Below are 10,805 nucleotides of genomic sequence, written 5' to 3' on the forward strand. Positions count from 1 at the left end.
TTCCTGTTATATTGACTTTGATGTTTATTACATATGTCTTGTCACTTGTCAAGAGTGTACCATACACATACTGCAAAGGCAACCATTTTTTTCGTGTCAATTTCCCGCCTTTACTTTACTTTTGATTCCTTGTATACTTGGAATATCGAATTGTAATATTTTTCAGATTATCCGGTCTGAAAATCCAAATATATACACGAACAGGAGGTTTTGCTATGTTCCGTTTATGGGGAAAAGAATTTAAAGACAATCATATGCTGCGTGACACCGTGATCTGCGATGATACGGACGACACCAGAACACACAAGATTTTTAATGCGCTGGATTCGATCTGTTATGAGTTCGATCTCAGCAAGCCAATCTGGCTGGATCATAATATTGATGAATTCAAGCGACACGATAAGACAAGATTCTATCAGGATAACTTTGTAGATTCGATTGATTTCGATTATCTGGAGATTCATATTATTGAGGAATAAAAAAATATAAAACAGAAAACACGCGATATACCATCCGGTCTATGATACTCCCAAACACTTTGTGGAGCGTCATAAGATTCCGATTGTATATCGCGCATTTTCTGTTTTTCAATTTTTACTCATTCCGGATCGCCGCCAGCGGACTTAACTTCATCGCCCGCTTCGCCGGGAAATAACCCGCAAGCACGCCGACCAGCACCGCAAATGCCATCGACAACAGTACAAGCCACCACGGGATATACGAGATACTACTGTCTGTGCCTGTAGACAATACCCCACTGCTTCCCACTACAACATTGATGACCGCCGACATCACAAAGCTTAGAATATTTCCGGCAATGCCGCCCAAAAGTCCGATAAAAGCTGCTTCTAACAGGAACATTTCGCGGATATTCCTAAGGCTGCATCCCAGTACCTTCATTACACCGATTTCTTTCGTCCGTTCATAGATCGACATCATCATCGTGTTGGCAATTCCAATCGCCGCTACCAATAATGAGACAGCTCCGATTCCACCAAGTACTGCCTGCACGACTGCAAACTGGCTCTTCATACTGTCCAGATATTCCGCATTGGTCTCAACATTATATCCCATATTACGGATCACATCAGCCACTTCATTCACATGGTCCATATCATCTGCCTTCACCTTCAGCGATGTGTAATAGAATTCTTTCAACGGTTTTCCTGCTTTGGTCTGTGGCTGTCCCGGAATCACTCTTCCCGCATATTCTTTCCGAAGAATCTGCTTTAATGTCTCCAGATCACAATATACACTGTCATAGTTTGCAGAATAATCATCCAGACCGCCGCTTACAATACCGCTTGCCCTTACCACATACTTCTGCACGTTCTTTGGCTGTCCGGAGTCCGACTGTCCATCGCTTCCAGAACTATCGGTACTTTCTCCGAAAGCCGCGCTGTTATCCGTATCATAATTTTCTGTATCTGTGATCAAAAACATAGAATCTTTCATCAGATTAATATTCGGAGTTTCTCCGGTATCATAATACCCATTTCCACTTCCTTTTTCATAAAAATCCGTGATCACACCATTTCCAAATACAAGATCCAGTTTTCCTGTCTTTGGAAGCGTTCCTTCGCCAAGATCAATATTCTGCGCTTTTAATCCTTCCTGTGTCATGCCCTGTAACTGGACATTTGCGATATAAGATCCTTTCAGCAGAATTACGGATGTCTCATAAATTGGTGCTGCCAGCTTCACATGGTTCAATTTGCTGATTGTTTCTACAAGCCGGTCATCAATTCTTTTTTCCGACTGCTCATCGGCTCCGGTGCTGTCTGACATCATGCCGTCACCGCCGTCTGTTCCCGTCACAGTGATACTGGTCAGTCCCCCGGACTGCTCAACCTCCTGATAAAGGGATTGCTGCATGCCAAGTCCAAGTGAAATCATAACTACGATAGATGCTGTACCGATCAACACGCCAAGGACCGTCAGAAATGTACGAAGCTTTCTTCTCCGCAGACTATTGATGCTCATCCTCAGAAGATCGTTCCAGTTCATCCAGTAATTCCTCCTCTTCACTTTCTGCCAGTTGTTTCTTTTTGCGTTTCTTTAAGATTACGACTGCTGCCACGGCTGCAATGACCAGAACCACGATCACAACAGGAATCACCGGAAAGCTTTTCTGTGTCTCTTCTTCCGGAACATCTGCTGCCACCGACTCATCATCCATTTTTTCCGTGACTTCCAGTGTCAGATCTTTCGTTGTCTTAGAAATATTGCCGGATTCATCTTCATAACTGAGCGTCATCGTCACTTTCGACGGACCGTCCGACACTTTCTTACCTTCCAGCATTGCATCGATCGAACCCGTAGCACCTGATTCTACATTTCCGATAAATACTTCTGATTTCTTAATATTCTTTCCTTCAAATGTTGCCTTTACATTATAGAGCTTGATTCTTCCCAGATTATACAGACTGCACATTACATTGGCCTCTTCACCGACTGCAATGCTCTGCGGACTGATCTCAAAATCACTGAATTCGAATCTTGCATCCTGTTTGACAGGAATGGAAATACTTGATGAACCCTCTACCTGTGTGGCATTCGGATCTTCGTATTTCATAGAAAGATCCATACTGTATGGTTTCTGTAACAGATCTGCCTTGGCATTCAGTTCGATGCTGATATCGGCTGTTCCGTTTGGAGCAATACTGTCCAGATAGATGGAGCTTGCGCCGGATGACGGTAAGAATGCCGGTGATGTAGACTGCTCGTCACTTCCCTCGGTCGGTGCTGCAAGGTCGAATAACATATTGCTGACTTTCATCTTAGATGTGTTCTTCAGATGGATCGTCAGTTTAAAATTGCTGCCCGCACGTACCTCTGCCGGATCAGTTGAAAATCCGGTAACGATCACACGTGGAACCGATCCATCTCCGGATGCTGCACTTCCATCTGAGCCGCCATCAGAAACGCCTCCACTGTACACTGCATCACCGTTGCTGTAGCCTCCGGCATCCAGACTCTGATAAGATGCATCATAACCGCTGTCTGCACCTTTGCCATTATTATCTACATTGTTATCTGTATTTTTGTCATCTTTGTTATTTTTATTATCACTCTTCTGCTCCGGCTTTGCCGTAGTATTTACATAGAATTGTTTTTCAGCTTCTTCCTGTCCGTCCGCTGCGATTTTGAACTTTAATGTATAGCGGGATGTCGGAACATCTTCTCTCTGTGTGAAATCAAACGATACGTCTTCAGATTTTCCACTTTCTAATGTTCCTAAGTTCTTCTGATAGCTCTGCATCTCTGTCTTGAACGGCCAGACATCATTGTTATCCCCCAGATCCGGTGTCACCGTTACATTATTCATTCGATTATCCGAATGATTCGTTACGGTAAATGTCCAGGTCTTCTTTTCTCCGGCCTTGTAAGTCGGTACCTTATTGTCCTTCGACTCGATTGTGATTCCGGCAGATGCTGCCTGTACTATCTGTGGGCGCAGCATGGTTGTCATCATGATTACTGCCAGAAAGGCAACAACGATCCTTTTCAAGTAATTATCTCCTGCTTCTTTTTTTATTGCTCTTTGCATGTTTTCCTCCTTCTTTTCTTCCTTTTCTTTTTCTATTTTTATCTGTTTTTATTTTCTGCCAGCCATTGCTCTATTGTTTTATTTTATCGTCTCTTTTTGTCATCTCTTCGCGTTGCTCTGTTTTCCTGTTATCTTCTATCTTCAGGATTTTCCCATCCCGGATATGGAATACACGATCCGCATAAGTTGCCAGATGATCGTCATGTGTTACCATGACCAGTGTCTTCTTCTGCTCTCTGACTACCCGCTGCATCAGTTCCATCACTTCTTCTGAGGTATGCGAGTCCAGATTTCCGGTTGGCTCATCGGCAAATATAATATCCGGATCGACCACCAGCGCCCTGGCTACGCCGACTCTCTGCTGCTGTCCTCCCGACATCTGGTTCGGCAGATGCTTCTTATGCTTTCCAAGCTTCACCAGATCTAACATTGCATTGGCCTTTTTCATCCTGACATCTCTTGGAACCCTACGGAAACTTAATGGCAATGCTACATTTTCCACCGCATTCAGTGTTCCCATCAGATGAAATGACTGAAAGATGAATCCGACATGATCCCGCCGGAATGTAACGAGCTGTTCTTCATTTAATTTTTCAATATGTTTTCCGGCAATGCTGACTTCTCCTTTGGTCGGTTTTTCCAGACCCGCCAGCATATTCAGTAATGTCGATTTACCGGAACCGGATGTTCCTACGATCGCACAGAATTCACCTTCATATATCTCAAAATTCACACCATCCAGTGCCCGCACAATTTCGTCACCGACACGGTACAGCTTGTATAGATTCTTTACTTCAATTACCTTTTTCATAATCCTCCCCTCTGTCTTTTTCAGACTTTTTACAGTATAAATTTACATTACTATAAAAATATAAAGACTTCTTCCATGAAATTATGAAGATTTTATGAAGATTAACCATCCGTCAGATAACACTTCTTTTTTATCTATTCTTCTTTTATCGTGCCGTATCGCATTTTGTACAATTTTCCCTTATATTCTTCGTGCATAATTTTTCAAAAGTGGTATAATTGGTAGGACAATTTCTACTAAAGATACGTGGACACACTTTTTGTCCACCAGAATATTGGGAGGAAAAAATGAAATTTGTAAAACAATTCATGATTATTCTGGCGATATCTTTCGTCGGAGAAGCATTGCACTCTTTACTGCCGCTCCCGGTTCCTGCCAGCATCTATGGTCTTGTCCTAATGCTGATCGGATTACAAACCGGCATACTTCCGCTCAGTGCGGTGAATGAAGCCGGCGGATTTCTGATTGAGATTATGCCGATGCTGTTCATTCCTGCAGGAGTCGGGCTTATGGTTTCCTGGGGCGCATTGAAACCCGTGATTCTTCCGATCAGTATTATCATCGTCGTTACAACAATTCTCGTCATGGGCGTCAGCGGACGGATAGCACAGTTTATACTAAAAAGAGAGGATAAGAAACATGAGTAAAATATTACAGGATTCCACATTTTTCTGTCTGGCGATCAGCCTGATCGGATATGAGATTGGTATCATTCTCAGACAAAAAACGAAACTTGCGCTTTGTAATCCACTGCTGATCTCCATTGTATTTGTTATTATTATTTTGAAAGTTACCAATATTAAATATGAAGTGTATGAGGACGGCTCGCAGTTACTCAGCTATCTGCTGACACCTTCTACGGTCTGCCTTGCAATTCCTCTGTATCAGCAGATGGGACTGCTAAAGAAGAACATGAAAGCAATTCTTGCCGGAATTCTCTCCGGAGTCTTCACAAGTCTTGCCGGCGTGTGGGTCTTCTCAACATTATTTCATCTGGATAAGCAGATCTATGCAACGTTACTTCCGAAGTCGATTACAACAGCAATCGGAATGGGTATTTCGGAAGAGCTTGGCGGAATCGTTACCATTACAGTAGCCGCCATCATTATCACCGGTATCATCGGAAATATGTTTGGTGATGTAATCTGCAGACTGTGCGGAATCAGACATCCTATCGCAACGGGACTTGCGATCGGTACCGCAACGCATGCCATGGGAACTGCAAAAGCTATGGAAATCGGTGAGATCGAAGGTGCCATGAGCAGTCTTTCTATTGCGGTTGCCGGACTTATAACGGTTGTCGGATCAACTATTTTCTATCAATTATATTAAAAATATGAATCAGACATATGGAGGTAAATGATTATGGAAAAAACAATTATCTGCATCGGACGTGAATATGGAAGCGGTGGACATGCCATCGGAAAGATTCTGGCAAAACGCACCGGATATGAATTCTATGACAAAGACCGTTTCATCGCAATCGCAAAGGAACGCGGCTTCGAAGGTGAAGTCGAAGAATATCTGGAAGAGCAGCCGATGAACAGCTTACTGTATTCTATCGCTCTTAACTACTCCAGACCGAAGAAAAAACCTTTCCCTTTTGAATTGGTAGAAGAACTGGCTGCCGAAAAGCCCTGCATCATTATCGGACGTTGCGCCGGTTATCTGACACACGGACAGGACAATGCATTCAGCGTATTCGTTCATGCGGATATGGAGAAACGTATCGCAACCGTTATGGCACACGATCATATCAATTCTCGATTAAAGGCCAAACGCAAGATTGAAGAGATTGACGAGAAGCGCAGTGCTTTCCGTAAAGAATTCACAGGGCAAGAGTGGGGACAGTCAAAATATTATAATCTGTCTGTTGATACCACACATCTGACTTTTGATCAGGCTGCGGATCTGATTCTTTATTATAAGAAACTTGCGGAAGAATCACATGAATAGACACGAATCTGCAAATCTAACTTTATAAATTTCTTTATGAATCAGACTTTCTGTGCTAAAATTTTTGTGACAAGAATTTTGGCACAGAATTTTTATACCCAATATACAAGAAAAGCTGCCAGTGGTAGGTTTTCTGTATTACCATTTATCATAAAGATACGGATTTGACATAAGGAGGATTTGACATGATCAAGGTCATTGGTCTTAATATCAAAGTATTAAAAAAAGAGCCTTTCTCCGGCTCTCATCAGGGGATGCGCTTCTTCATGCGTGCAGAAGATGATACACTGCATGTATGGGTATATCCGGAACCGTGGTGTTTCGAGAAGACTTCCGATGATATGAAGACAGCAAAAGATTTTCCATTTACCCAGGAGGGACTGGATGATTCAATGGAATGGATCAGCCAGGAATTCGAAAATCGGAAGGATTACTGGATGCAGATGGAGAAGGATAAGATGAAGATGATATTGCAGGGGCGCGGGGATTCGTAGATGGGACGCCGCTGCGGCTGGGATCTTATGAATCCCGCCATAAATACTTAAGCTCGCTACGCTCGCGTGAAATTTCTTTTTATATTTGTTTTACCTTTGCGAATATGTATTTCAGGTATTTGTGTTCTTCATTCGGATCGATGACGTTTACGATACTCAGGCTGTAGATGTCGGAATCGAATTGTTTTGATTCTTTTTTCATAAGGTCTTTGATTTCCCGGTATGTATCTCTGATATCGCCGTCACTCTCCCGGCAGACTGCTGCCAGATATTCACCTGGTTCCATTTCCACGATATCTTCTTTATTCCTGCATCCTTCTTCTGTAAAACTAAATACATTTTTATAGGTATAATTTTCTCTCAGAAATTGTTCTTTATCGATAGAAGCACCCATCGGAAATGCCTGAATGCCTGGATTATCACAACGTTTCAGGTGTCTGCGGATATCTTTTTCAATCTCTCCGGATGAGGTTGCCGGCTTTGATATTACTTCGGTAAATATAAAATACCACGAAACCCCAATCTCACGAATTACCGGATGTCCCTGATCTGCAATACGGATCTGATCCAGAATCTGTCTGGTTCCTGCAATGGTGCGAATCTTACGGTCCAGTTCCTGCCGCATAAGAAGCAGTTTGTCATACTGCTGTTCTACAAATTCATCGAATCTTATCTCTTCTCCGCCAAGCAGATATTCTTTGATATCTCCAACCGAACAATCCAGCCCCCGGAATGTCCGTATAAAATAATATGAACTGATCTGTGCATAACTATAGTAACGATAGCCATTGACCGGGTTCTTCTTCGGCACAAGAATTCCCTGTCGTTCATAATACCGTAAGGTATCTCTGGTGGTCTGGCACATCTTTGCAAATTCGCCTGCGGTGATACAATATTCGCCTTTTGCCTGCATAGCTTTCACTTCTTTCTTCTCTTAACTTTCTGCAATCAGCAATACTTTCTTTTATAAATCAATTTCTTTCTTGTTCTCTTGACATGGGGGTTACACCCAGTTTTATTCTATCACAGGATTTACGGTATGACACTGCATTTTCCGCAACTCACTGAACTTAATCACTATTTAGTATTTTTTGAATTTTAGACGAAACGCAAATACCGTTAAAACTTCGGAAATACAGCATACACAATGGAGGTCTCTCATGAATATTTTAAAGAAAATATACTGCCGCATTTTTCAGACTTGTTTTCGTATCGCACTCCCTGTTCTTCCTTACAGAGAACCGGAACTGATCGACGGATTCAAACACGTCCCGGAAGTCCTGAAAAAACATCACATTTCCCATATCCTGCTCGTCACCGATCCGGGGGTCTACAAACTCGGACTTACAAAACCTTTGGAAAAACAGCTTTTAAAATCTGAAATTTCATGTACAATATATAAAGATACAGTTGCAAATCCGACTTCTGCCAATATAGAAGAATCCAAAGATTTTTATCTGGCACACGGATGTCAGGCACTTCTGGCTTTCGGTGGCGGCTCTTCCATGGACTGTGCCAAAGCAGTCGGTGCAAGACTTGCCCGCCCGAACAAACCGCTGGCCAAAATGGAAGGTATCTTAAAGATCTGGCATAAGCTTCCACTTCTGATCGCAGTTCCGACAACTGCCGGAACCGGAAGTGAAACCACGCTTGCAGCTGTCATCACTGATGCAGATACACATCACAAATATGCAATTAACGATTTTAATCTGATTCCGGATTATGCGGTTCTGGAGCCGTCCGTTACGTATGGACTTCCGCCGCAGCTTACGGCAACTACGGGAATGGATGCGCTGACACATGCGATCGAGGCTTATATTGGTCGTTCAACTACGAAGCAGACCCGCGCCGCATCGATCGAAGCGATCCAGCTGATCTTCGATAACCTGCAGACTGCATATAAAAATGGAAATGATAAAACTGCAAGACGTAACATGCTCCGCGCCTCTTATCTCGCCGGAACGGCATTTACCAAGAGTTATGTCGGATATGTACACGCTGTAGCTCACAGTCTCGGCGGATGCTACGGTATCCCGCACGGACTTGCCAATTCCGTACTCCTTCCGATCGTACTGGAAGCGTATGGAACTGCTGCACATAAGAAACTGGCCAGACTTGCACGGATCACCGGCATTTCTGATTCGAAACTTGATGCAGTTGCAGCCGAAGAATTCATCAACCACATCCGCAGCATGAACATTTCCATGAATATCCCGGAGACCCTGGACGGTATCCGTAATGAAGATATTCCAAAGCTTGCCTGTTATGCGGACAAAGAAGCCAACCCGCTCTACCCGGTACCTGCGTTATGGGGACCTGAGAAACTGGAACAGATGTATCATCTTGTACAGGAGGTAAGTGAACATGACAGAAACAGAAATTCAGAACATCCTGGAAAAGCAGCATAAATTTTTCCAGACAGGCCAGACACTGCCTGTAAATTATCGTATAGAACAACTCAAAAAATTAAAAGATTCCATCATCCGGCATGAACCGGATCTGAACCTTGCCTTAAAAGCCGACCTCGGAAAAAGCGAGACTGAAAGCTATATGTGTGAGGTAGGACTCACTCTTTCAGAACTTAGCTGGATGTTGAAGCACATCAAGAAACTGACGAAGGAGAAATGGGTTCCGACGCCATTGGCACAGTTTGCCGCCAAAAGCTTCCGCTCGCCTTCGCCTTACGGAACAGTTCTCATCATGAGTCCGTGGAACTACCCGGTTCTTCTGACACTGGAACCACTGATTGACGCACTGGCAGCCGGCAATACCGCTGTTGTTAAACCAAGCGCTTATGCACCAGCCACCAGCCGTGTCATGCAGGAGATCATCGAAGAATGCTTCTCCGAAGAATATGTTGCTGTCGTAACCGGCGGACGTGCGGAAAATCAGGCTCTTTTGAACCAGCGTTTTGATAAGATTTTCTTCACCGGCGGAAAGACGGTCGGACGCGAAGTCTTAAGACATGCAGCTGAATACCTAACACCGGTCACACTGGAGCTTGGTGGCAAAAGCCCATGTATCGTGGATTCCACAGCCAAGATTCCACTTGCCGCAAGACGTATCGTTTTTGGAAAATACTTAAACTGCGGACAGACCTGTGTTGCTCCGGATTATATCCTCTGCGACAATGCCATTCGTGACCAGTTGATCGATGCAATCAAATCCGAGATCCGCCGTCAGTTCGGCAAACACCCGTTGGAAAATCCAAGTTACGGTAAAATTATCAACCGGAAGCATTTCCATCGTCTGCAGGGACTGATCGATTCATCGAAAGTAATAATCGGCGGGCAGTCCGATGCCAAGATTTTACGCATCGCACCTACCGTTATGAAAAATGTCACCTGGGATGATGCCATTATGGGCGAAGAAATCTTCGGACCGATTCTTCCAATTCTGACTTACGAATCACTGGATGAAGCCATCCAGACCGTGGAATCGCATCCACATCCGCTGGCACTGTATTTCTTCAGTGAAGACAAAGCTGCTCAGAAGAAAGTCCTTGACCGCTGTCACTTCGGCGGTGGCTGTATCAACGATACCATCATCCATCTTGCCACCAGCGCCATGCCGTTCGGTGGTGTCGGCGAAAGCGGCATGGGCGGATATCACGGACAGGCCGGATTTGATGAGTTTACACATTACAGAAGTATTGTGGATAAGAAGACGTGGATGGATCTGCCGGTGCGGTATCAGAGGTATAATAAGTTTAAGAGGAAGATGCTGCGGATGTTTTTAAAATAATTTTCTATTTAATGCATCATGGCGGCTGTCACCGACCGGAATAAAACTACAAAGTCGCAGCCTGTGCTGACTCCAACATGGGGAAATTCTAAAGCAAAAAAGTTGACCTAAAAACGAGCTCATAAAAAATCCAAACTCGACATTCGTCTCAGACAGTGGATTTTTTGTGAGCAAACGGTCAACTTTTTTACTTAAGAATTTCCAACCATGAGTCCGTATGCACAGGCTGGGACCTTGTAGTTTTATTCCT

General features: G+C 43.7%; 12 protein-coding genes. 7 read left to right on the forward strand and 5 right to left on the reverse strand.

Annotation, left to right across the window (positions count from 1 at the left end; genetic code table 11):
* Window positions 1–215: 215 nt before the first annotated feature.
* On the forward strand, window positions 216–479 hold the full coding sequence (locus NCY30_RS06835) for a hypothetical protein (protein WP_055214624.1): 264 nt from the start codon (window positions 216–218) through the stop codon (window positions 477–479).
* A gap of 115 nt (window positions 480–594) precedes the next feature.
* On the opposite strand, the gene NCY30_RS06840 is transcribed toward NCY30_RS06835, so the two are convergent.
* The 3 genes from NCY30_RS06840 to NCY30_RS06850 form a co-directional block, all read right to left on the reverse strand.
* Window positions 595–2,007 (reverse strand): ABC transporter permease, encoded by a 1,413-nt coding sequence (locus tag NCY30_RS06840; RefSeq protein ID WP_250818583.1) that lies wholly within the window; start codon window positions 2,005–2,007, stop codon window positions 595–597.
* Window positions 1,970–3,550 (reverse strand): COG1361 S-layer family protein, encoded by a 1,581-nt coding sequence (locus NCY30_RS06845; RefSeq protein WP_250818584.1) that lies wholly within the window; start codon window positions 3,548–3,550, stop codon window positions 1,970–1,972. Before NCY30_RS06845 ends, NCY30_RS06840 begins: the two co-directional genes overlap by 38 nt.
* Window positions 3,551–3,620: 70 nt before the next feature.
* On the reverse strand, window positions 3,621–4,361 hold the full coding sequence (locus NCY30_RS06850; RefSeq protein ID WP_055214618.1) for an ABC transporter ATP-binding protein: 741 nt from the start codon (window positions 4,359–4,361) through the stop codon (window positions 3,621–3,623).
* 287 nt (window positions 4,362–4,648) lie between these two features.
* Here NCY30_RS06850 and NCY30_RS06855 point away from each other — a divergent pair, with 287 nt between their 5' ends.
* From NCY30_RS06855 to NCY30_RS06870, 4 genes are all read left to right on the forward strand, one after another.
* Window positions 4,649–5,008: a CidA/LrgA family protein gene (locus NCY30_RS06855; protein ID WP_055214616.1), complete on the forward strand. Its 360-nt coding sequence runs from the start codon at window positions 4,649–4,651 to the stop codon at window positions 5,006–5,008.
* The gene (locus NCY30_RS06860; protein ID WP_055214614.1) at window positions 5,001–5,693 is read left to right on the forward strand and encodes an LrgB family protein; all 693 of its coding nucleotides are present in this window, start codon (window positions 5,001–5,003) and stop codon (window positions 5,691–5,693) included. Before NCY30_RS06855 ends, NCY30_RS06860 begins: the two co-directional genes overlap by 8 nt.
* A gap of 33 nt (window positions 5,694–5,726) precedes the next feature.
* A complete protein-coding gene (locus NCY30_RS06865) occupies window positions 5,727–6,317 on the forward strand; it encodes a cytidylate kinase-like family protein (RefSeq protein WP_070097838.1) in 591 nt (196 codons plus the stop codon).
* A 185-nt stretch (window positions 6,318–6,502) separates the two neighbouring features.
* A complete protein-coding gene (locus NCY30_RS06870) occupies window positions 6,503–6,811 on the forward strand; it encodes a hypothetical protein (protein WP_055181566.1) in 309 nt (102 codons plus the stop codon).
* Window positions 6,812–6,890: 79 nt separating this feature from the next.
* Here NCY30_RS06870 and NCY30_RS06875 read toward each other — a convergent pair whose 3' ends face one another.
* A complete protein-coding gene (locus NCY30_RS06875; RefSeq protein ID WP_022415987.1) occupies window positions 6,891–7,724 on the reverse strand; it encodes a MerR family transcriptional regulator in 834 nt (277 codons plus the stop codon).
* A 247-nt stretch (window positions 7,725–7,971) separates the two neighbouring features.
* Between NCY30_RS06875 and NCY30_RS06880 the strand changes: the two genes are divergently transcribed.
* Window positions 7,972–9,219, forward strand: coding sequence for an iron-containing alcohol dehydrogenase (locus tag NCY30_RS06880; protein WP_250818585.1), 1,248 nt, complete (start codon window positions 7,972–7,974; stop codon window positions 9,217–9,219).
* Window positions 9,176–10,555, forward strand: a complete 1,380-nt coding sequence (locus tag NCY30_RS06885) for an aldehyde dehydrogenase (RefSeq protein ID WP_250818586.1) — start codon at window positions 9,176–9,178, stop codon at window positions 10,553–10,555. Before NCY30_RS06880 ends, NCY30_RS06885 begins: the two co-directional genes overlap by 44 nt.
* Here NCY30_RS06885 and NCY30_RS06890 read toward each other — a convergent pair.
* The coding region (locus NCY30_RS06890; protein WP_250818587.1) for a hypothetical protein at window positions 10,547–10,805 on the reverse strand (259 nt) is incomplete at its 5' end. The two genes, NCY30_RS06885 and NCY30_RS06890, sit on opposite strands and share 9 nt — an antisense overlap.

The sequence above is a fragment of the Dorea sp. MB18-49 genome (assembly GCF_023669465.1).
GTDB classification, from domain to species: domain Bacteria; phylum Bacillota; class Clostridia; order Lachnospirales; family Lachnospiraceae; genus Dorea_A; species Dorea_A longicatena.

What these genes read in the sequence shown, in the direction of transcription:
- NCY30_RS06880 (WP_250818585.1), top strand. Translation starts at nt 7,972, where the DNA reads ATGAATATTTTAAAGAAAATATACTGCCGCATTTTTCAGACTTGTTTT.
- NCY30_RS06845 (WP_250818584.1), bottom strand. Translation starts at nt 3,550, where the DNA reads ATGCAAAGAGCAATAAAAAAAGAAGCAGGAGATAATTACTTGAAAAGG.
- NCY30_RS06840 (WP_250818583.1), bottom strand. Translation starts at nt 2,007, where the DNA reads ATGAACTGGAACGATCTTCTGAGGATGAGCATCAATAGTCTGCGGAGA.
- NCY30_RS06885 (WP_250818586.1), top strand. Translation starts at nt 9,176, where the DNA reads ATGACAGAAACAGAAATTCAGAACATCCTGGAAAAGCAGCATAAATTT.
- NCY30_RS06865 (WP_070097838.1), top strand. Translation starts at nt 5,727, where the DNA reads ATGGAAAAAACAATTATCTGCATCGGACGTGAATATGGAAGCGGTGGA.
- NCY30_RS06835 (WP_055214624.1), top strand. Translation starts at nt 216, where the DNA reads ATGTTCCGTTTATGGGGAAAAGAATTTAAAGACAATCATATGCTGCGT.
- NCY30_RS06860 (WP_055214614.1), top strand. Translation starts at nt 5,001, where the DNA reads ATGAGTAAAATATTACAGGATTCCACATTTTTCTGTCTGGCGATCAGC.
- NCY30_RS06870 (WP_055181566.1), top strand. Translation starts at nt 6,503, where the DNA reads ATGATCAAGGTCATTGGTCTTAATATCAAAGTATTAAAAAAAGAGCCT.
- NCY30_RS06850 (WP_055214618.1), bottom strand. Translation starts at nt 4,361, where the DNA reads ATGAAAAAGGTAATTGAAGTAAAGAATCTATACAAGCTGTACCGTGTC.
- NCY30_RS06855 (WP_055214616.1), top strand. Translation starts at nt 4,649, where the DNA reads ATGAAATTTGTAAAACAATTCATGATTATTCTGGCGATATCTTTCGTC.
- NCY30_RS06875 (WP_022415987.1), bottom strand. Translation starts at nt 7,724, where the DNA reads ATGCAGGCAAAAGGCGAATATTGTATCACCGCAGGCGAATTTGCAAAG.